The sequence below is a fragment of the Pantoea sp. MQR6 genome, assembly GCF_022761075.1.
GTDB lineage: Bacteria > Pseudomonadota > Gammaproteobacteria > Enterobacterales > Enterobacteriaceae > Pantoea > Pantoea phytostimulans.
In genome coordinates, this window is record NZ_JAKYXB010000003.1 from 116625 (window position 1) to 138010 (window position 21386).

15 protein-coding genes are annotated in these 21386 nt (G+C 47.7%); 7 read left to right on the forward strand and 8 right to left on the reverse strand.

Annotated elements, in window-relative coordinates; all coding sequences use genetic code 11:
- Nucleotides 1-14 precede the first annotated feature (14 nt).
- From sstT to MUG06_RS13345, 3 genes are all read right to left on the reverse strand, one after another.
- A complete protein-coding gene (sstT, locus tag MUG06_RS13335) occupies nucleotides 15-1247 on the reverse strand; it encodes a serine/threonine transporter SstT (RefSeq protein WP_215845527.1) in 1233 nt (410 codons plus the stop codon).
- A gap of 234 nt (nucleotides 1248-1481) precedes the next feature.
- Nucleotides 1482-2450: a TerC family protein gene (locus tag MUG06_RS13340; RefSeq protein ID WP_243078869.1), complete on the reverse strand. Its 969-nt coding sequence runs from the start codon at nucleotides 2448-2450 to the stop codon at nucleotides 1482-1484.
- Nucleotides 2451-2707: 257 nt separating this feature from the next.
- Nucleotides 2708-3688 carry a Gfo/Idh/MocA family oxidoreductase gene (locus tag MUG06_RS13345; protein WP_243078870.1) on the reverse strand — a complete coding sequence of 327 codons (981 nt, stop codon included), beginning with the start codon at nucleotides 3686-3688 and terminating at the stop codon, nucleotides 2708-2710.
- Between the two features lie 144 nt (nucleotides 3689-3832).
- Between MUG06_RS13345 and MUG06_RS13350 the strand changes: the two genes are divergently transcribed.
- The gene (locus MUG06_RS13350) at nucleotides 3833-5521 is read left to right on the forward strand and encodes a chloride channel protein (RefSeq protein WP_243078871.1); all 1689 of its coding nucleotides are present in this window, start codon (nucleotides 3833-3835) and stop codon (nucleotides 5519-5521) included.
- Here the strand turns inward: MUG06_RS13350 and MUG06_RS13355 are convergent.
- Nucleotides 5518-6021 (reverse strand): M48 family metallopeptidase, encoded by a 504-nt coding sequence (locus tag MUG06_RS13355; RefSeq protein WP_215845529.1) that lies wholly within the window; start codon nucleotides 6019-6021, stop codon nucleotides 5518-5520. The genes MUG06_RS13350 and MUG06_RS13355 overlap by 4 nt on opposite strands.
- Nucleotides 6022-6103: 82 nt before the next feature.
- On the opposite strand from MUG06_RS13355, the gene rlmG reads away from it, so the two are divergent.
- Complete coding sequence (gene rlmG / locus MUG06_RS13360) at nucleotides 6104-7222, forward strand: 23S rRNA (guanine(1835)-N(2))-methyltransferase RlmG (RefSeq protein WP_215845530.1); 1119 nt, start codon at nucleotides 6104-6106, stop codon at nucleotides 7220-7222.
- Between the two features lie 3 nt (nucleotides 7223-7225).
- Here the strand turns inward: rlmG and MUG06_RS13365 are convergent, their stop codons facing one another.
- The 3 genes from MUG06_RS13365 to MUG06_RS13375 all read right to left on the reverse strand — a co-directional run bounded on the left by MUG06_RS13365 (nucleotide 7226) and on the right by MUG06_RS13375 (nucleotide 13204).
- A complete protein-coding gene (locus MUG06_RS13365) occupies nucleotides 7226-9250 on the reverse strand; it encodes an NADPH-dependent 2,4-dienoyl-CoA reductase (protein WP_279234002.1) in 2025 nt (674 codons plus the stop codon).
- 320 nt (nucleotides 9251-9570) lie between these two features.
- Complete coding sequence (locus MUG06_RS13370; protein WP_243078872.1) at nucleotides 9571-10194, reverse strand: response regulator transcription factor; 624 nt, start codon at nucleotides 10192-10194, stop codon at nucleotides 9571-9573.
- A 136-nt stretch (nucleotides 10195-10330) separates the two neighbouring features.
- Nucleotides 10331-13204, reverse strand: coding sequence for an ATP-binding protein (locus MUG06_RS13375; RefSeq protein ID WP_243078873.1), 2874 nt, complete (start codon nucleotides 13202-13204; stop codon nucleotides 10331-10333).
- Between the two features lie 1345 nt (nucleotides 13205-14549).
- Between MUG06_RS13375 and MUG06_RS13380 the strand changes: the two genes are divergently transcribed.
- Nucleotides 14550-15251, forward strand: coding sequence for a response regulator transcription factor (locus tag MUG06_RS13380; protein WP_215845537.1), 702 nt, complete (start codon nucleotides 14550-14552; stop codon nucleotides 15249-15251).
- Nucleotides 15252-15368: 117 nt separating this feature from the next.
- On the opposite strand, the gene MUG06_RS13385 is transcribed toward MUG06_RS13380, so the two are convergent.
- On the reverse strand, nucleotides 15369-16076 hold the full coding sequence (locus MUG06_RS13385; RefSeq protein WP_243078874.1) for a polyphenol oxidase family protein: 708 nt from the start codon (nucleotides 16074-16076) through the stop codon (nucleotides 15369-15371).
- A 109-nt stretch (nucleotides 16077-16185) separates the two neighbouring features.
- On the opposite strand from MUG06_RS13385, the gene MUG06_RS13390 reads away from it, so the two are divergent.
- From MUG06_RS13390 to MUG06_RS13405, 4 genes are all read left to right on the forward strand, one after another.
- Nucleotides 16186-16995: a 5'-nucleotidase, lipoprotein e(P4) family gene (locus tag MUG06_RS13390; RefSeq protein ID WP_243078875.1), complete on the forward strand. Its 810-nt coding sequence runs from the start codon at nucleotides 16186-16188 to the stop codon at nucleotides 16993-16995.
- 582 nt (nucleotides 16996-17577) lie between these two features.
- On the forward strand, nucleotides 17578-18213 hold the full coding sequence (locus MUG06_RS13395; RefSeq protein WP_243078876.1) for a carbonic anhydrase: 636 nt from the start codon (nucleotides 17578-17580) through the stop codon (nucleotides 18211-18213).
- Nucleotides 18210-19685, forward strand: a complete 1476-nt coding sequence (locus MUG06_RS13400; protein WP_243078877.1) for a SulP family inorganic anion transporter — start codon at nucleotides 18210-18212, stop codon at nucleotides 19683-19685. The genes MUG06_RS13395 and MUG06_RS13400 overlap by 4 nt, the downstream gene beginning before the upstream one ends.
- A gap of 268 nt (nucleotides 19686-19953) precedes the next feature.
- Nucleotides 19954-21378: a GGDEF domain-containing protein gene (locus tag MUG06_RS13405; RefSeq protein ID WP_243078878.1), complete on the forward strand. Its 1425-nt coding sequence runs from the start codon at nucleotides 19954-19956 to the stop codon at nucleotides 21376-21378.
- Nucleotides 21379-21386 lie beyond the last annotated feature (8 nt).

Genomic DNA, 21386 nt, shown 5'->3' on the forward strand with positions numbered 1-21386 from the left:
GGCCGCCATCTGTTTTAAGCGCGACTTGGCGCGCGCTCCGCTTCAGACTGACAAACGGCCGCAGTAAATAAAATATCCGTTGAGGAGTTCAACGCCGTTTCGGCAGAATCCTGCAGCACGCCGATAATGAAACCTACGGCAACAACCTGCATGGCCAAATCGTTGGGAATACCAAACATATTGCAGGCAACAGGAATCAGCAGCAGTGAACCACCCGCCACGCCCGACGCACCGCACGCACACAATGATGCCACCAGACTCAACAGAATCGCGGTGGGTACATCCACGCTAATACCTAATGTATGCACCGCCGCCAGCGTTAGCACGGTAATGGTGATTGATGCACCCGCCATGCTGATTGTGGCGCCCAGCGGAATGGATATTGAATAGGTGTCTTCATCCAAACCCAGGCGTTTGGCGATAGCCATGTTGACCGGAATGTTGGCCGCAGAGCTGCGGGTGAAAAAGGCGGTTACGCCACTTTCACGCAGGCAGGTAAACACCAGCGGATAAGGATTACGGCGGATTTTGCTGTAAACCAGCAGGGGATTGACGACTAATGCCATCAGCACCATACAGCCAATCAGCAGCGTCAGCAGATGCGCGTATTGCCACAGCGCACCGAAACCGGTGGATGCAAGAATCGACGCAACCAAACCAAAAATACCGATCGGCGCGCAGCGAATCACACAGCGCACCAGCCAGGTTGCTGCGTTCGATGCATCATTTAAAAACGCACGCGTGCTGGGCTGGCTGTGACGGAAAGCCAGTCCTAAACCGATCGCCCAGACTAAAATGCCAATGTAGTTGGCGTTCATTAATGCCGTAATCGGGTTAGCTACCATGCTCATCAGCAGACCGCGCAGCACTTCAGTAATGCCTGATGGCGGCGTAATTTCGGTGGTGCCTACCGCCAGCGTCAGCGTTTGTGGCATCAAATGACTGAATATCACGGCGACAACAGCGGCAAAAAAGGTGCTGAGCAGATAAAGCATGACGATGGGCCTGATGTTGCTTTTTTGGCCCTGCTTATGGTTCGCAATTGATGAAATGACCAGCACCAATACGAGTAAAGGCGCTACGGCCTTCAATGCGTTAACGAACAGATCGCCCAGTAGACCAACGGCTAAAGCGGCATCATGTGAAAACCAGGCCAGAGCAATACCGGCAATCAGCCCGATCATGATTTGTTTTACCAGGCTTCCTGCGAACAGTGCGGCCAGACGTGCGGAGAGTGTTTTCTGCATAGTTTTTTCTGTATTTGTCGCGGGATGTAGCTTTAGTCGCGATCTATCCTGCGGCCAAAACGGTTTGCCTGGCGGAGTATAAGGAAAAGATCTGTTGAGAAAAGAGATAATTCCGCCAATGTGGGCCATGTCGAATTTTTATTATGCTGAATAAAGGAAGTGTGACAGAGATAAGGAATGTCTGATTTTGCTGATGCAAAATAAAACAGGGGCAGAAGCTGCCCCTGTAGATAATTATTTCGAGATGTTCTTTTGGTCGTTTCTGTGGTTAACCCAGACGTTAACCAGCAGCGTTGAGGCGAGAATAGCGCCAATCACACCTAACGAGATGCCTACTGGGATATGGTAAAGATCAATAATCAACATCTTAATACCGATGAAGACCAGCACGATCGCCAGGCCATATTTCAGCATCGAGAAGCGTTCCGCCACGTTCGCTAACAGGAAGTACATGGCGCGCAGGCCCAAAATCGCAAACAGGTTAGACGTTAAAACAATAAACGGATCGGTGGTAACAGCAAAGATGGCCGGAATACTGTCGACCGCGAAGATGACGTCGCTCAGCTCAACCATGATCAATACCAGCAGCAATGGCGTTGCGAACAGTACCCCATTTTTACGGGTGAAGAATTTTTCACCTTCCAGCGAATCTGTCATACGCAGATGACTACGTAACCAACGCACCACCGGCTTCTCTCCGACGCCACCTTCATCTTCTTTTGCGAACGCCATTTTCAAGCCTGTAAACAGCAGGAACGCACCGAAGACGTAAAGGATCCAGCTGAACTGCGTAACCAGCCAGCTGCCAGCAAAAATCATGATAGTACGCAGAACGATGGCACCTAACACGCCATAAATCAGCACTCGGCGTTGCAGGTTGGCGGGAATAGAGAAGTAGCTAAACAGCATCAGCCAGACGAACACGTTATCGACCGCCAGCGCTTTTTCAAGCACATAACCGGTCAGGAAGGCGAGGGTTTGTGTATTCGCGACTTCGCGACCTGCGCTTCCTTCGAGATACCACCAAAAGGCGGCGCTAAACAGCAGCGAGACGGAAATCCAGATCAACGACCAAATGGCAGCTTGTTTAAATGACATGGTTTGTGCGCCACGACGTCCCTGCAATAAGAGATCGATCGCCAGCATGATGAGCACAACCACTGCAAAACTGCCCCAAAGCAATGGCGTTCCTACAGTTTGCATAATCGTATCCTGTTTAGAAATAAAAAAGGCTGAAGTCAGAAGACATCAGCCGCTTATTTTGATGTAAGCAAACCTCGCCTTCCGGCAAGGTCTCACTTACAACACAGAATGTTATTCCAGGTTGCCTGATTACCGGATGCTTGCGCACCGTAATGACGATCAATCAGCTTACAAGTTACTCCCCTTTGCAAACCGTAAATTACGGACTTCACGGACAGGAAGCAATCGCGGCCAGTCATATTTAGAAATATTTACACTCAACCCTGATCGGCTGGAAATATCACCCCGGTTTGCTGACGAATTTGAGTCAATAGCGCGGCAGTGATGCGTGAAATTTCCAGCGCAGGATGGTCAACCTGACGTTGTTCAACCAGACGCACAAAGGCTTCAGCCTCATAAAGCATCGTATTAATGTGCTGCGGCTGAGTCAGATCTTGTTTATCGCCGCCGCGCGGAATAAAGCTAATTTGCTGACATTCGGAGACTTTCTGAATGACTAACGCGCCCGCTTCACCTTGAATTTCGCTGGGAAGGGCGGAATCGCTGACTTTGGAGTGCAAAATGGTTACGTCAAAATCACCATAATCCAAAACCACGACGCCATGTGCGTCAACGCCGGTATCCAGTAAGGTGGCCTGTGCCTGAACTTTTTTCGGTTCACCCCACAACGTGATGGCGCTGGCTAAGCAGTAATAGCCAATATCCATAATTGAACCGTTGGACCAACGCGGATCAAAGGTATTAGGATTTTCGCCGTTGAGATAGCGTGGGTAGCGCGAGGAATACTGACAATAATTGAGCAGCGCTTTACGCAATTTCCCCAACTGCGGCAGCGCCTGTTGCAGCTGCAAAAAGTTAGGTAAGCTGGCGGTTTTGAAGGCTTCAAACAGGATTACCTGATTCTCACGCGCGCAGGCGATCATCGCTTCAACTTCTTTGAGATTAGAAGCCAACGGTTTTTCGCAAATCACATGTTTGCCGTGCGAGAGAAACAGCAAGGCCTGTTCGCAATGCAGCGCATTAGGGCTGGCGATATAAACGGCGTCAATATCCGCGCAGGCTGCCAGCGCCTCCAGTGAGGTAAACGTCTGGTTGCAGGGATAATCTTCAAGAAACGCGTCTGCCTGCTGCTGGCTACGCGAATAGACCGCGCTGAGTTTCATGCTTCCGCTCTCATGAGCGGCATCAATGAACTGGCGAGTTATCCAGTTGGTTCCCACAATGGCAAAACGAATCACGATGGTTCTCCTGCAGAGGTAAAGCGGCAGAGTAGCATGTCCCACGTGTCACGCAACGCAGTCGACCAATGTGAATTTGATCCTGCGATCCGCATTCCAATATTATGATCAAGCAACGGTTTATGGCAGAAAGAAGAGGCGCAGGTGAAAGGAAGTAAACACGCACTAAACTGGACCACTTTGTTAATTGCCATTCCGGTCGGCTTCGCTGCATCACTGGTTACGCTGGCTTTTCGCGGCATTATTGAGCTGATTAATCATCTGCTTTTTGGTAGCAGTAGTGAAATTACCGAGGCGATGCATGTCTGGCCGTGGATCCTCTGGCCGCTGCTGGTGGGTGCAGGTGGATTGCTGGCAGGGTTTTTCTTGCGTTATGCCGTGAACATTGAGCAGCAGCAAACGCTTAAAACTGATTATCTCGAAGTGATTAACGCACGGCTTGATGCGGTGCCGACGAAAACGTCGCTGTTTCGGGCGTTATCCTCGATTGCCAGTATCGGTAGCGGCGCTTCTATCGGTAAAGAAGGGCCGATGGTGCAGCTTTCAGCGCTGTGCGGCAGCATGATAGGGAAATTTTTGCCCGCCTCGCTGAACCTCAAAAACAGTGATGTAGTGGCAATGGCCGCTGCGGCTGGCCTCTCTTCGGTTTATCACGCCCCGCTGGCATCGGCGATTTTTGTGGCTGAGATCGCCTTTGGTATTTCAGCGCTTCAGCGCCTTATCCCACTCATTATCTCTTCTGCCGTCGCGGTCATGACAATGTGGACGCTGGGTTTTCGCAGCGCGCTTTACCCGCTGGCTGATGTTAACTTCCACATGGACGCCAGTAGTTTATTCATGACGGTGATTATCGGTCTCTGCGCCGGGCTGGCAGGTTGGCTGTTGATCACGTTGATTGCGCGCAGCAAAAAGTTGTTTAGCCGTGTTAGCTCGCTGCCGCTGCGGCTAGGCGCAGGGGGTTTTGCGGTGGGTTTACTGGCGATCGTCTCAACCGATATTTTGGGTAACGGATATGAAGTCATCGTTAAAGTCATGGCGGGAAATTATCTGTTGCCAGGATTGCTGTTGCTGCTGGTATTGAAAACGCTGGCGACCAGTTTGTCGGTGGGATCAAATGCGGTAGGGGGGCTATTTACGCCATCGCTGTTGATTGGCGCGTTGTTAGGTGTGGTGTTGGCGACGTGCGGACTGGCGTTGCATTTGCCCCTTGGTAATAGCTTGTTGTATGCCGCAATTGGTATGGCGGCGGTGCTGGCTGCGGTTAGCCAGGCGCCGCTCATGGCGATATTAATGGTGCTGGAGATGACGCTCAACAGCAGCTTGCTGTTCCCACTGATGATTGCGGCAGTATTGGCATCGATGGTGGTTTATCGCCTGCAATCCGCCAGTACCTATCCGGTCGTGAGCAATCATTTCAACCGTTCAGAAGCCAAATATGACTTTGATAATATGCGAGTGGCTGAGCTGATCATACCTGGCGCGGCCCTGAAACCCCAAGAGTCGGTTGGGCAAGCGCTGGCCGTGAGCTCACTAAAGCGTGAGCGTTATGTCTATGTGATTAATGACGAGGGCGCGTTTCTTGGCGTGGTATCGATTCACGAAATATCGCGCAAAGTGCTGGCACAGGAAATTACGCTGGATTCGCCGGTACAGCAGGTGATGGATGACAACTTCCCCTGCGTTTATCAGAATCAAAGTATGCGAGAAGGTTGGGAAGCCTTCGCGCTGGTGACGCTGGAGCGCTTGCCGGTGCTCAATAATCCACACGAACGCCGCTTCCTGGGGGCGCTAACCAAAACCAGTCTGATTCAGAAAGCGCAGGAGTTTCTTTAAGCGGCGTTACCGCGCATGGCTTGATCGGTCATCCACAGGCGAGCGTCAAATTCGAGCTGGTGGTAATCTGGCTCCATGTGACAACAGAGCTGATAAAAAGCTTTGTCGTGCTCTTTCTCTTTAAGATGCGCCAGCTCGTGAACCACAATCATGCGCAGAAAGGGTTCGGGCGCCATACGAAAGAAGGTGGAAATACGGATTTCCGCCTTGGCTTTAAGGTTGCCGCCCTGCACGCGAGAAATGGCGGTATGTAAACCCAATGCATGCTTCATCACTTTAATTTTGTTATCCCAAATGACTTTACTGATGGGCGGTGCATTTCGCATAAAGCGGTTTTTAAGCGATTGCGTAAAGTCATACAGGGCTTTATCGCTGATAACATTGTGCGTATCGGGATACCGTTCTTGCAGAAATGTCCCTAAACGCTGATGTTCAATCAACGTATGAACCTGCTCAAGAATGGGCTCAGGATAACCCTGAAGGTAGATCAGTGAGGACATTAGGGATTCCCGGTGAAAGACAGTATACTGCGCCCCCTTTTTGGGGCGAAAATCAACCAAAGTGTACCATGCCGGAGAATTCATGAGCCAACTTGAACTGAACGATCGCACACTGATCCTGCATCGTTTCCCGCAGATGCGTGACGAAAGTCCGTTACAAGCCTGGGATGCGGCTGATGAATACCTTTTGCAGCAGGCGCTGCCAGAAGGTCCGATACTGGTATTTAACGACAGCTTCGGTGCGCTGACGTGTGCGCTGAATCCCCGTCCGGTTTGGCATATCAGCGATTCATGGCTAAGCCAACAGGCAACGCGTCAAAACCTGATTCTTAATGAACTTGATGATGGTGAAGTCCATTTCCTTGATAGCCTTGCGACATTGCCTGCCGCGCCCGCGGCGGTACTGATTAAGGTCCCTAAAACGCTGGCCTTGCTAGAGCAGCAACTGCGCGCAATACGTCAGGTGATCACTGCGGAAACGGTGATTCTGGCTGCCGCGCGTGCCAAGGAAATTCACAATTCAACGCTGCAATTGTTTGAGCAGATCATTGGTGAAACCAAAACTTCGCTGGCGTGGAAAAAAGCGCGAGTGATTTACAGCACCTTCACTCAGCCCGCTTTGCGTGAGCAACCGCTCACGACCGTTTGGCCGCTGGATGATACGCCTTACCAGATCCACAACCATGCCAACGTCTTTTCCCGATCCTCTTTGGATATTGGTGCGCGACTGTTTGTGCAGCATCTGCCTGAGAACATTGAAGGTGAAATTGTTGATTTAGGTTGCGGCAACGGTGTGATTGGGTTGATGGCGTTGGAACGCAACCCGCAGGCTGAAGTGCATTTCCTGGATGAGTCCTACATGGCGGTTGAGTCCAGCCGCCTGAACGTAGAGATCAATCGTCCAGACGATCTGGCGCGTTGCCAGTTCCGCGTGAATAACGTGTTGAGCGGATATCCTTCTGACCGTTTACATGCGGTGTTGTGCAATCCGCCGTTTCATCAGCAGCACGCCGTTACCGATCATCTGGCATGGCAAATGTTCCGTGATGCCAAACGTTGCCTGCAATATGGCGGCGAACTGCGCATTGTCGGTAACCGCCACCTCGATTATCACCACAAGTTGAAAAAACTGTTTGGCAACTGCACCCTGGTGGCATCGAATCAAAAGTTCGTTATCTTACGTGCGGTAAAAATGCGTTAAATTTTAGATTGTTAATGCCAGTTGCGTTGCCTGTGCAATGGCGCGTCGCGCATCTAACTCCATTGCTACATCAGCACCGCCAATCAGTCTTACCGTTTTCCCATTTTCACGCAGCGCAGCTTCCAGCTCGCGCTGCGGCTCTTGCCCAGCGCAAATAATCACATTATCAACGGGTAACAGCACCACTTCTCCCTCTCGCCGAATATGCAGACCCTCATCATCAATCAATAGATATTCAACGCCGCCCCACATCTGTACGCCGCGAGATTGCAGGCTGGCACGATGGATCCAACCCGTGGTTTTCGCCAGTGTTGCACCGGGTTTACCCGCTTTACGCTGTAACAGCCAGATTTGACGCGTTGACGGATGCGGATGCGGAGCGGTCAGTCCGCCGCGTTGCGTCAGGCTGCGGTCAATTCCCCACTCGGCAAAAAAGGTACTCAAGGTCTCTTCACCGTTGGGGCTCGACAAATATTCTGCGGTATCAAAACCAATTCCGCCTGCGCCAATAATCGCAACACGTTTTCCGACCCGTTTTTTATCCTGAATGACATCAAGATAAGTGAGTACTTTAGGATGATTAACGCCTGGAATTAGCGGCGTACGCGGCTTGATACCACTCGCTAAAATCACTTCATCAGCATCCTTTAACAGCGCGATATCCGCTCGACAGGCAGTTTTTATTGTCACACCCGCCGCAGCTAATTGGTGGCGGAAATAGCGCAGCGTTTCATTGAATTCTTCTTTACCGGGGATTTGGCGAGCGATATTGAACTGCCCACCGATTTCAGATGCGGCTTCATAAAGGGTGATTTGATGACCACGCTGTGCCGCCTGTAAAGCAAACGCCATGCCTGCGGGACCCGCGCCCACAACGGCGAGGTTTTTCGGCGCTTCGCTGGCAAGCACGGGCATCAGTGTTTCATGACAGGCACGAGGATTCACCAGACAAGAGGTCACTTTCCCGACAAAGATTTGATCGAGACAGGCTTGATTACAGGCAATGCAGCTATTAATGCTGTCTGGTTCGCCGCGCTGTGCTTTGCTGACAAAGGCGGCATCAGCGAGAAAAGGGCGCGCCATCGAGACCATATCCGCGCAGCCATCCTGCAAAAGTTGTTCAGCGACGTCAGGATGATTAATACGGTTGGTGGTGATCACCGGTACAGAAACATGGGCGCGCAGACGCTTGGTCACCCAGGCAAAAGCGGCCCGCGGTACACAAGTAGCAATGGTGGGAATGCGTGCTTCATGCCAGCCGATACCGGTATTGAAGAGTGTCACGCCGCACTGCTCAAGTTCATGGGCCAGTAATAACGTCTCTTCCAGAGAGCTGCCTTGATGAATAAGATCGAGCATCGACAGACGAAAAATAATGATAAATCTGTCGCCGGTTGCCTGGCGGACTGCACGTGTGATAGCGAGTGCGAACTGCATGCGCTGATTGAAATCGCCGCCCCAGCGATCGTCCCGTTGATTGGTGTGTTTAACCAAAAACTGATTTATTAGATAGCCTTCCGAACCCATGATTTCCACACCGTCATAGCCCGCTTGTTGGGCGAGGCGCGCGCACTGGGCAAAATCTGCAATGGTTTGCATAATTTCTGAATCGCTCATCGCTTTGGGGGTAAAGGCATTGATAGGAGCCTGAAGAGCAGAGGGGGCCACCAAATCTTTTTGATAGCTGTAGCGGCCCGTATGCAAGATCTGTAGGGCAATCTTCCCGTCATGTTGATGAACAGCGTCGGTTATTTGCTGATGCCAGGCGCATTGATCTTCATGAGTCAGCAGGGCGCCATGTGCCATGCCAACCCCCTGTGCATTGGGTGAAATGCCGCCGGTGACAATCAGCGCAACACCTTCGCGTGCACGCTCGGCATAAAATGCAGCTAGCCGAGCCGCACCTTCAGCATGTTCTTCCAACCCGGTATGCATTGAACCCATCAGGAAACGGTTTTTTAGCCGGGTAAAGCCTAAATCCAGTGGGGAAAATAATGCGGGATAAGATGCATTGCGCTCAGTCATCATCACTCTCAAATAAGTGGTCGGATGAGTTTACTTTAGCGAGTTCTGCATTAAACAACAGGAGGACGATATGAGGTTGTGAGAGATATCAAAAAAGAGCAGGGTTCTGAGTCGCAGGCGACAGAAGTGGATTTCTGTCGTACAGGCACGGGAAGATACTCAGAACCCTGTAAAAGCATGAAGACCGGCTAATAAGATTAGCTCTGTTTGTAATGAATTCCTGTTTTCAATATAACCTGGCATTTAACACTGAAATAAATCAGTATGATTTATCATAATCTGTGAACTGATAATATTCAGCAAGACCTGTCTCAATTAATGACCTAACAGGTTCCATTCCTGCGAGCCAGCTCGATAATTTCCACCAAGTTTTTAGTTTCAAGTTTTTGGAATATTTTTGTTTTATAGGTACTGACGGTTTTGTTGTGTAAACCCAGTTCACTCGCAATCATTTTATTACTTTTCCCCATGGCCAGTTGGCGAAGAATCAACATTTCCCGTGTGGTTAATTTTGACAGTAAATGTTGTTCACCTAAATAATCTTTTTTACGTTTAACCAGTTCGACCGGTAAGTAGTCTACGCAGTTATAGACACAACTAATGGCTGTAATCAGTGTTTGGATGTGCTCATGTTTTGAGACAAAGCCATTAGTACCGTTGAGAACAGATTGCATAATCAAGTTTTCGTTACTGCTTTGACTTAACAAGATTACTTTAATGTATCGCTTTGATTTTACGATGTCGCGTAAAAAGGCAATGCCATTATTATGTTTAAATTCAGGATCAAGAATCACAATATCAACGTGATGATGGGTTACTTCGTTTATCCCATCGTTAACAGTATTCACAACATCGACATACTTAAAGCCAGACATTAATAATAGGGCCTGGATACCCGATGAAACTAAGCGATGCTCATCGACGATGAGTATTTTTGCATTAAACATAACTTCCCCTTTCCGCTGGCACGATCAGGGGTGCCAGGGATTATATATTTTTAAAATATTATCTCCTTGAGTTTAATTTTATGAATCGAGAAACGTCCCGATAAAAAATTATTATTTTACAACTAACTCAGTTGCATCACCCTTGAGAATTAATCAGTTGTTGATCGATATTTTTAATTTCATTCGTAATGTTTTCAATTAATGGCGCTAACGCAACCTCGTTTGTACGATTGTTTTCCAGCTCACGCCCCAATTGTTCAAGCACGGTAGCATTAAGTATTTGTGCGCCGCCTTTTAGCTTATGGCCTAACTCTGAGAGCGTATCGCGATCGGTGGATTGTTGTATCGCCTTCAGCAACGTTGCATGGCTGGTTTGAATACTTTGCAGCATCATTAGGTATCCGGCAGGATCTTTTTCAGCAAGTTGTGTCAGCAGAGGAGAGAAAAGTGGTGTGTAGTTTGCCTCTCCTGGTGCTTTCACCGGTGGTGAAATTAACTGTTTTGACGCGGGTTCACCTGAACGTTTATGGGTGCACCGAGTAAGATAATTTTGCAGCGCTCCCAAATCCAACGGCTTGAATAAGCAGTCATCCATACCGGCGTCAAGGCAGCGCTGGATGGTTTGACGTTCAGCCGATGCAGTTAACCCATAAAGCGTAGCGGGCATTAAGCCGCGTTCAGCTTCTTCTTTACGTAAGGCGCGGGCAAATTCGAATCCATTCATGCCGGGCATATTGCAATCGGTAATGATCAAGTCAAAGCGCTGCGGATCTTCATTCCACACAGCTAACGCCTGCGAGGCACTTTCAGTCACCATGACTTGATGACCGGCGAATTCCAGTTGCTTACCCAGCAACAGACGATTTGGTGCATGATCGTCAATGATCAAAATCGATAACTGTTCTGGATGAGGCGACGCGTCGACAGGTTGGAAAACAAATTCTGAGGGCTGGCTATGCGAAGCGCGAAAGGCGAAAGAAAAAACGGATCCTTCCCCTGGTTCGCTCTCCACGCGAAGCTCTCCGTTCAGCAGGTCGGCCAGATGGCGACAAATACTTAAGCCTAATCCGGTTCCCAGTTGCTGCTGCTGACGCGATCCAACCTGGACAAAGGGCTCAAAAATCGCCTGTCGCTGCTCTTCGGTTAACCCACAGCCACTGTCACTGACTTCAACGACAAATTCACCGTAGCCGGCTTCTTCGTCAATACCCTGTATTAGCACGATGCTGACCGCGCCTTGATCGGTGAACTTAATCGCATTACTTAATAAATTGGACAGAATTTGATTGAGAATAAGCGGATCGGTTTTGATCCAGCCTGTATTGACATCGATCTCGCACAGAAGCTGTAATTTTTTGTTGCTCGCCTTGGCGTAGAAAAGCGCTGCGATTTTATTGACCACATCGGGCAAATAAACGGTTTCTAATGTCGGCTGATGAAGCCCTGATTCGATTTTAGAAAGATCCAAAATGTTGCCTAACAAGGCCAGCAGCGCGCGTGCGGATCCATAAGCAACTTTTACATTTTCTGATAGGTTTTCAGGATGCTGGCGGTTCTCCATTTCCAGCAGACCGATAATGGCATGGAGTGGGGTGCGAATTTCATGACTCATACTGGCCAGAAAATCACTTTTAGACTGGTTAGCTTTTTCAGCTTCTTCTTTTGCCAGTTGCAGTTCACGAAGTAAAACATTGCGCTCACTAACGTCAACCCAACCTCCAATAACACCCACAACCTCTTCAAGCCGATCGCGAAACGGCAATGTCCAGTGATAAAGCGAGTAAGTTTGTTCCTCAACGTTCACTTCAATATCGCTTATAACCACTTCGCCACTGAGTAAAGTTTGCTGGTAGCTTTGTTCAATGCTGTCGATCATCGCATTATTGCTATCGATAATGTCTGAAAGCTTTTTACCTAGCACATCTTTCTCATCGACATTAAAAAAGTGGAGATAAGCTTTATTGCAGTCAACCAGCCGCATTTGCTTGTCACGAATGCACATGGCAACAGGCGAATCATTAAATAGTGTGTGAGTAAAATTAAGCTGATTTTTCAGGGCATTTTCAGCTTGGGTTCGCTTTTGAATGACCTGACGTAAATGGTAATTCCACAGAATGACCAGCAGCATTAACCCGGCAGAAATAGTGATTACCAGTAAAATGGTTTGCTTATAATTTTGCCATGAGGTGATTAATAAGGGCGTTTCGGCCTGACGCCATCCTGCCAGCAGCTTGAATAACGTTTGGGGTGGTGTGGCCAGTAAAGCTTTATCGAGAATTGACACTAATTCAGGATGCTTTTTATCAACGCTCATGACGAAACGTGCAGCCTCAACATCTAATGCTTTCTCGATAATTAGCACGTTGGAAAAACGGTTGTGCAGATGATAATCCGCAAAGATTTTTGGCAAGATTACGGCATCTATTTTCTGCGCTTTTAAATCATTAAGTGCCTCAAGCGGTTTTTCAATCGGTAAAATCTGTAGTCTAGGATATTGCTCATTTAACCACGCTTGTGTGGTCTCGTTTTTAAGGACGGCAACGCGATTACGGCCTGATAATGCACTCTTTTGCTTTTCTTTTATTGCCTTTCGTGTGACAACAACCCAATGTGAAACCAACCAAGGACGCGTCAATACTGTTGGATCTTTATCCGTTTTCTCCATGATTTTTAACGGATTAATGCGTGGCAGTTGAGCCTGGCGTGAATCATGAACAGTGGGCCCTGAAGTGATAAAGGTTAAATTTCCTTGGTGTGCGAGCATGTTTAATAAGTCTTGTGCCATACCTTGCGACTGCTGATCTTTTTCCTGTTTTATCAGTGGCATTAACTCTGTTGTCATGGTTGCCAAAATAGAGGGGTGCATTTGCAGCCATGTCTCCTCTTCCGGTGTTAATCCCAGCGGATTGCTCTGCATGACATGGCGTGAATTGAGCTGCCAGCGGTTAGCAATTTGCATACGATTTGCTAAGGGAATCATCGACATTGCTTGATTCACTGCTTCTGCCAACTCGGGGAAATGTGGGCTGATACCAAAACTGACATTCAACGGGACCGAGTTTTCATGGCGTGAAAGCGTTAAGGCATCGGAAAAAAAATAGTGATTGAGATGAGTTAAAGTGGCTGCGTTGCCCAATACCTTGTCAGCCTGGTTGTAAATTACGGCTGCTACGGCATCATACTGGCTGGGATAATGTTGAGATTTTAGGGCAGTGAATTTCTGCAGCAACGAAGTATTTAATGTTTCGCTACCTGTCCAGGCCAGCGTCTCTACGTCTTTCGAGGAAGAGTCCATGTTTGCCGTGATTTGGCCAATAACACTGTAATCCAGCAGCCATGGCGGCCCGGCGATGAGCTGTAATGCTTCTGGCGTTTGCTGAGGTTGATACAGGGCCATCAGCTGCATTTCACCGCTCTTAACTGCGCGTAACGCTTCCTCCTGGGTTTCAAAATGATAAAGCTCAAGATCAATTTCCAGCATGGTTTGCAACAGCGAAAGATATTCTGCTGCAATGCCCTCAAAGCGTCGGCTATCTGCATCCATATAAAGAGGCGGTTGTGGCTTCCCGGCGATAGCGACTTTGACCGTTTTATCCTTAATTTCCCTCTGCACAGAAATAGGCATGTGCAGTATCGGTTGAGCATTGTCGTATCCGGGCTGTAATTGCAGCGGACGTAACGCAGCATGCGTGTCCAGCACCGTAAGCATTACGCTAATAAAAACGAACAGCAGCGAGAAAATAACTTGCTTATACACAGCGGTTTCTCTTTATATGAAAGAATAAATTAAGCTATTAAAAGATTTGAATAACTAATGGGGCGTGATTATAAGGAGTTCTAAGGAAATTATGAGCGCTTTCTCATTTGTTAGGCTTTTTTGCGACCATTCTCAAATTACTGTTATAGGATGGGCGTTTCTTGCGTTAAAAATTATAATTGATAGGCTGTGGCAATAAAATTGCTGCTTAAATTGCATGTTTAAGAAATGTCTTGTGTGGTCTTGTCTGTTTTCTGCGTCAGAATTTCTTTCATCAGCTATGCGGCGAATTTAGCATCTGTTTGTTGGGTTTTATAAATAAATCAATCAGTAAAGATTTTCCTAACGGGCGGTTATTATTTGTAAATAAGATGTAGCAGGCTGTTGGGTTATTGCATTGGCGTGTTTGTACATAATGACGCCAATAAGAAATGAAAGCTGAGTTGCTTTTATTTTTTTATTTTTATTTAAGATGTCTGTTTCCTTATTCCAAAGGCCGAAATCCTCCCGGAGAATTTTAGTCTAAGAAGTTTCTACGCTTCAATTGGTGTGGTTATCAAATAGGGTTGAGTGGTTTCACTGTAACAATAGGAATTTAATGATGAACGCCCACAACAAGCCAGTACGTGTTGCTGTACTAGATGACCATCCTATGGTCCGCACTGTATTTGAGATGTGTCTGAAACAAGAAGCAGACATAGAATTAATCGGAACGTGGGGATCCAGCGGCGAAATTTTCAATCAACTTAAGCAATCCACTGTTGATGTACTGGTACTTGATTTCTTACTTGGTGAGAACGAGTTAGACGGTTTAGCGTTAGTGAAACAATTAAGAAATCATTATCCCGATCAAAACATTTTAATTTCATCTTCAATGGAGAGCCCTGCCATTGTCAAAATGGTGCTTAGTGCTGGGGTAAAAGGCTTTATAGGCAAGAGTCACAAAATGCAGGAAATTATTCATGCAATTCGGCAGGTCGCTCAGGGGCGCTTGTATCTTTCCCAGGAAGTCGCTTACGAAGTTGAACATCTCTATGTAGTGAATGAAAAAGCGCTGCAAGAAAATTTCGATCTGGGCACCAAAGGCAATATGTATGAGAAGGTCAAACTTCTGAGCCCGCGTGAAGTTGAAGTTGTCCGCTGTTTTTTAGACGGGTTAAGTGTTTCACAAATCGCGGTAAAATTTAAACGGAGTCGCAAAACTGTCAGTGGCCAAAAGCAGTCGGCACTCAAAAAATTGGGATTACGTTCAGACTCAGAATTATTCAAATATAGCCATGACCTAATGTCCGGCAATTAACCCTAACGGCAGCGAGAGGCAAAAGGCGAATCGCTGCCCATAAAGTAGTCGCCTCGTTAAAATTTGGGTAACAGATTTGCCAATTTATTGACAGTGCCTTGGCTCTGTACGCCCTTTTTATTTCCGTCGAATCCACGAGAAGCGTGATTGATAATCACTATTAAAATGCGTGTTATAGCGATAACTTGAACCTGCTTCTGCCATACAGTAAGTGCAAATGTTAACATTCCCGATTTGGCTGTCCGGGATGCCCGCCTGAATCAACATCTGCTTCGCTAACTCAGGAAGATCAAACCAAATTCCGTTTTGTTGGGGAATGGCTTGTTTGCGTTGAGCATGAGAATTTTTCGGCTGTGATTGATGCCACTTTATGTGCTGCGGCACGCCCTCTGTTCGTTCGATTTCTGCCAGCATGCTTTCACCCAATTCATAGCAACAGGGCGCGATAGCGGGTCCGATAGCAACGTAAAGACTTTGTGGCGTCGCACCCAATGCACAGAGCTTTTCTACTGTGCGATAAAGCACGCCCTTGAGCGTACCTTTCAAACCTGCATGTACCGCAGCAACGTTTTGCTGTTTAGCATCTGCAATTAACACCGGTAAGCAGTCTGCGGTATACACCGCTACTGGCCTTTCATCAGTGGCAATTACACCATCGGATTCACAACGCTTGGGGGGGAAGTTCTGACTCGCTAAAACCACGTTCGCACTATGACGCTGATGTCCGTAAGCCGCATCGGCGGGTGGTGGCATTCCTGCAGGTTGAAAAGCGTAATCGACCCAACCGAGTGAATTAAGCAACGGTGAGCGTGGGTTCACGGACATAAGAATCTCCTGTCATAACGGCGCGTGTTCTGCTGCCCACAGCTTACGTTAACTGCTACATTTTTGAAGCTTTACGCAAACTGACCTTTCACACCTTAAGGATGAAACGATGAAAACTTCAGCGATTTTCGCTGTTACCAGCATAACGGCGCTGCTGCTAACTGGCTGCGCGCAACCCGCTCAACGCCAGGCACAACAGCAGCTTAACCAACAAACAGTATCAGCAGTTAACTGGTTCCAGCAATCGGGTGAATATGAAGCGTTGACCTGGCAAGCGTTTAACAGCGCACGACTGGCATTTGATCATGCGCCTTCTCTGACGGGTAAACCTAAAGCAGTGATTGTCGATTTAGATGAAACCATGTTGGATAACAGCGCTTATAGCGCCTGGCAGGCGAAAGGGGATCAACCTTTTACAGCAAAAACCTGGTCAGCATGGACGCAGGCAAAGCAGGCTAAAGCAGTTCCTGGCGCGGTTGAGTTTGCGCGTTACGTTAACAGCCACGGCGGCACAATGTTTTATGTCTCTAACCGCGATCAACAGGATTACGCTGCAACCGTGGCCAACATGCAGCAATTGGGCTTTACGGGCGTGAGCGAGAAAACCGTGCGTTTGAATACCGAAACATCTAATAAGCAGGCGCGCTTTGATGCCATTAAAAATGAAGGCTACAACGTGGCACTTTATATTGGCGATAACCTGAATGATTTTGGCGGCGCAACCTGGCATCAAGGTAATCAACAACGCCGTGAATTTGTGAACCTTAATCATCAACATTTTGGTACGCAGTTTATTGTATTGCCCAATCCGCTTTACGGTGACTGGGAAAGCGGAATGGCTGAAAACTACAATAAGTTAACGCCTGAGCAGCAGCTTTCGACACGCGCATCACGACTAGAAAGTTGGAACGGTAAATAATTCGTCAAGAAAAAGAGCCTGAGCTCTTCAGGCTCTTCTTAAAAGTGGATCTGATTTACTTTTCTGCGTCACTATATCCCTGCAAATTAAAATACCTATCTCTCGCTTTAAATTAAACGCACTTCAAGCATAAAATTTTGGTAAACCGGTTTTTACCCAGTGCATCTCGCTAATGGTAAGTTTTTATAATTAAGAGTATTCCTAACACTAGCGCATCATTATTGCCCGTAATGAATAGCGCTATAGTTAGTACGTGTATTTTTACGTCAACAGTAAAAATACCTTTGCGCTCTTTATCCCTTTCAATATATTGAATTTAAAGTTTTTTTTATTTATTTCTTTTTGCTTGATTCCTGTTTAGCGTTTAATGATTTTTACCTGCCACTGACATTAATTGAATTATTATTTACATTTAGAATTGTATTTTAATTACTTGAATCATTAATGGTGCAATCTGAATCATTAGCGTCTATAACCTTTTTCTGTGATGCAGTGCTTATTTCTATACGGCTCAACATTATTAGGTGAGCTGATTTACTCCGTGTTTTACCTGGAACCGATATTCCCGGCCGTGAAGAGAAGATGAATGTGACGACACTTAAACCCTTATTAGCGAAAAATCGCAGTTGGGCATTACAGCGCCGCCAGCGCAATCCAAATTACTTCGAAAAATATCTTCATCAGCAAAAACCGCATTCATTATGGATAGGATGTTCGGACAGTCGCGTACCGGCGGAAGTATTAACCGGGTCGCATCCAGGTGAGCTTTTTGTTCATCGCAATATTGCCAATATGGTGGTTGCCAACGATGACAACCTGCTGAGCGTCTTGCAGTACGCCATTTTCTATCTTGGCGTAAAGCGCATCGTATTGAGCGGACATTATGGTTGTGGCGGGGTTCAGGCTGCGTTGAATTTGCCCGAAAGCCCATTGGCAGACGAGAACTCTGCATTAGCCAGACGTATTGCAACGTTACGTAATGATTTAAAACATGGGCTAACCGCGCTTAGCGCTTCAAATGAAAATGAAATGGTTAAGCTCAATCGTTTAGTTGAAGCCAATGTTATCGCCCAATTCTCCCATCTGGTGGCAGTAGAACCGGTACGTAAAGCCTGGCAGTCGGGCCAGGAACTGGCTGTGTTTGGTTGCGTTTACGATCTGCAATCAGGCCATTTGAAAGAGTTGATTCAGCAATCAGCAGAGGAGCCTTTACCATGAACCTTGATACCTTGCGCCGGGATATGCCCGCCGGTTTAGTGGTTTTTCTGGTCGCATTGCCGCTCTGTCTTGGCATTGCGCAGGCCAGTGGATTACCCCCTTTTGCTGGCTTACTGACCGGCGTTATTGGCGGTTTGCTGGTAACGTCACTGAGTCCATCGCGCTTTGCCGTAAGTGGACCTGCGGCGGGACTTGTCACTATCGTGGTGGCGTCGATGGCCTCGCTGGGCAGTTTCTCTGCCTTTCTCACCGCATTGATCATCGCAGGCGCGATGCAGTGCCTGCTAGGATTACTGCGAGCCGGGCGCTTTATTTCTTTGGTGCCAGGCAGCGTGATTAAAGGCATGCTCGCCGCCATCGGTATTTTGCTTATCATGCAGCAAATTCCGGTAGCACTTGGCGCCTCAAGCGATGCTGAGCTCATTTCCGTGGTCAATGGCGAGATGACATTCTCGCTACCCGCGATGGCAGTAGCCGCCATTGGCTTGGTTATTCTCTGGTTCTGGACGACATCGGTGGTGAAAAGCGTTAAAGCGCTGGCATGGATTCCCGGACCGCTGATCGCAGTGTTGTTTGGTTGTCTGGCAACTGTGTTCGGTGGACGTTTTTTTCCCGACCTTGCTGGCGCTTTACCGCGTATCTCATTACCCGCTTTCGACAGTGTATCTGCGTTAATGAGTCAACTCGAAACGCCGGACTGGATGGCCTGGCAAAATCCACAGGTATGGATTGTGGCGGTGACTTTAGCGCTGGTCGCGAGTCTTGAAACATTACTCAGTCAGGAAGCGTTGAAAAAGTTGCGTTCGCAAAGCCCTGCGCCTTCGCCGAATAAAGAGATGTTTGCTCAAGGTATTGGTAATCTGACAGCAGGCTTTTTAGGTGCAATGCCAATCACCGCCGTGATCGTGCGTAGCTCGGTCAATGTGAGTGCTGGTGCACAAACTAAGCTGTCGATCTTTATTCATGGCGCTTTGCTGCTGATTTGCGGCTTGTGGTTCAGTGAAATGCTGAATGCGATTCCATTGGCGAGCCTGGCTGCGGTACTGCTCTATACCGGTTATAAGCTGGCTACACCCCGTCTCTTTATTGAACAATTCCGCATGGGGCCGCAACAATATGTGCCATTCCTGGCAACCATTGTCGGCATCATTACGCTGGGAATGCTGGTAGGAATTGGCATCGGTATCGCCACGCAAATTTTGTGCAGCATCTATAAAAGTCATCATAATGCACTGCAACTGACACGTTATGACGATCACTATGTTCTACGCTTTCAGCAAAACCTGACTTTTATGCACAATCCTAAGCTGCAAGGGTTGCTGGATGAGATACCAGAGAACAGTGTGCTTATTGTCGACAACGATAATGCTGAATACATCGATCCGGATGTCAAAGCAGTGCTGAAGGATTTTGGTGATAATGCGGATAAACGAGGCATTCGACTTAGTCAGTGGCCGGTAGCAGTAAAATAGTCATAAACTGCCGCTGAAAAAGGCATTACATAAGAAAAAATCGGATATCTCGGATAGCCGATTTTTTTATTTAAGGCGCATAATTGGCGCCGTTTCTTGCTGCCGTTAGGCTTAACCTGCATCGAATTCTGCTTTTTTTCGAAGTAAGGTCATGAAGTTGCGCTTTTCAAAGGATAACTTCGGTGGCGAATAGCGTTTAATTATTCTGACGCCAATCACCTCTATATTGGCGTGTACAGCAAGTGTTCCTGGTACAAGGTCCAGACGTATGCGCGTTAAGCTGTTTGAAGAGCACAATTTTAAAAAAAATGCCCTTTCGCTATTTCTCATCACACTGCTGTTTTGTTTTGTCGGCAGTCATTTGCGGATCCCAGAAGAACTGTCACTTTTTTGGCCCGTAAACGCCCTGATTGCCGGGTTGATGGTACGCAATCCTTTTTTGCATCAGGCGCGTTATTACCTCGCCTGTTTCTCCGCCATGGTTTTTAACGACACCGTTTTTTCTGGCTGGGCACTTCCTGCTTTTACGCTCAACGTTGCCAATATTCTGTTTGTTCTGGTTGCGGTTTCGATGCTGATAAAACATTTTCAGGAACAATCCGGCAGCGAGCGCATTACCCACGCGCTGCGTATTTTCCCCGCCTGTTTGCTGGCTGCTTTTGCCTGCGCAACCTGGGGCGCACTGGCGCAAGAAGGGAAATTTAATATGCAACTGGCTACCGCGTGGGGGGATTGGTTTAGTGAGCAATTTTCTACTGGCGCGATGTTGCTGCCTTGTTTGTTGATTCGTCACTGGCAATCTACGTCGTTTCGCCATCTTTTACAGATCAACAAAATTTCGCCCGTAATTGCTGTGGTTTTATCATTAGGCCTGGGCGCAATGATGGGTGGGGCAGGTAGCCTGACGTTTCCGGTTCCCGCATTGATATGGTGCGCAATTGCCTTGCCCGTTCCGATGACGAGTCTGGTGATTTTAATCACGGGCATCGCTGAAATCATATTGGTTTCACATGGCGTAATGAACATTGAGGGCAACGAAAATTTGTTGCCACTAAGTCATCTCACCTCGGCACGTTTAGGGGTCGCCACCGTCGCACTCAGCCCATTAATCGTTGCGGTGAGCATGGATGCTATCCGCCAACTCAACCAGCGTTTAGCGTTACGGGCCGATTATGATTTCCTGACTCAACTTCTCTCCCGCTCGGGTCTGTATGAAAGTTTGAAACAAGAGAAATTTAGCGCGGATCGCAATATGGGCGTGATCTTGTTAGATGTCGATTATTTCAAAGCAATTAACGACAATTTTGGCCACGATGCAGGCGATAAAGTATTAGAAGAGATCGCTCGGCGTATGCAGCGCGTAGTCGGTAATGAAGGTCACATTTGTCGCTTTGGTGGCGAAGAGTTTGTCGTTGTGCTCTTTGATCAAAACCAACATCAGCTCTACAAATTAGCCGAGGCGATTCGCCAAACGATGGTGAAAGAGAAGTTCTGGTTACATGGGAATACTGTCACCGTCACCGTTAGCCTTGGACTGGCATTAGACAGACCTGCCGAAGAGCGTGAATGGCAAAGCCTCGCCAATCGTTTAATCTCATCGGCAGATAAAAATCTTTATATATCAAAGCGTAATGGCCGTAATCAGACGTCGCCGGTGAACGCTAAACACGAATTCACCAGCAACGTTGCCTGAAGGGGCTT

Coding starts and splice junctions, on each gene's coding strand:
- sstT (WP_215845527.1), bottom strand. CDS start 1,247: ATGCAGAAAACACTCTCCGCACGTCTGGCCGCACTGTTCGCAGGAAGC.
- MUG06_RS13340 (WP_243078869.1), bottom strand. CDS start 2,450: ATGCAAACTGTAGGAACGCCATTGCTTTGGGGCAGTTTTGCAGTGGTT.
- MUG06_RS13355 (WP_215845529.1), bottom strand. CDS start 6,021: ATGTCCTCACTGATCTACCTTCAGGGTTATCCTGAGCCCATTCTTGAG.
- rlmG (WP_215845530.1), top strand. CDS start 6,104: ATGAGCCAACTTGAACTGAACGATCGCACACTGATCCTGCATCGTTTC.
- MUG06_RS13365 (WP_279234002.1), bottom strand. CDS start 9,250: ATGATGACTGAGCGCAATGCATCTTATCCCGCATTATTTTCCCCACTG.
- MUG06_RS13370 (WP_243078872.1), bottom strand. CDS start 10,194: ATGTTTAATGCAAAAATACTCATCGTCGATGAGCATCGCTTAGTTTCA.
- MUG06_RS13380 (WP_215845537.1), top strand. CDS start 14,550: ATGATGAACGCCCACAACAAGCCAGTACGTGTTGCTGTACTAGATGAC.
- MUG06_RS13385 (WP_243078874.1), bottom strand. CDS start 16,076: ATGTCCGTGAACCCACGCTCACCGTTGCTTAATTCACTCGGTTGGGTC.
- MUG06_RS13390 (WP_243078875.1), top strand. CDS start 16,186: ATGAAAACTTCAGCGATTTTCGCTGTTACCAGCATAACGGCGCTGCTG.
- MUG06_RS13395 (WP_243078876.1), top strand. CDS start 17,578: ATGAATGTGACGACACTTAAACCCTTATTAGCGAAAAATCGCAGTTGG.
- MUG06_RS13400 (WP_243078877.1), top strand. CDS start 18,210: ATGAACCTTGATACCTTGCGCCGGGATATGCCCGCCGGTTTAGTGGTT.
- MUG06_RS13405 (WP_243078878.1), top strand. CDS start 19,954: ATGCGCGTTAAGCTGTTTGAAGAGCACAATTTTAAAAAAAATGCCCTT.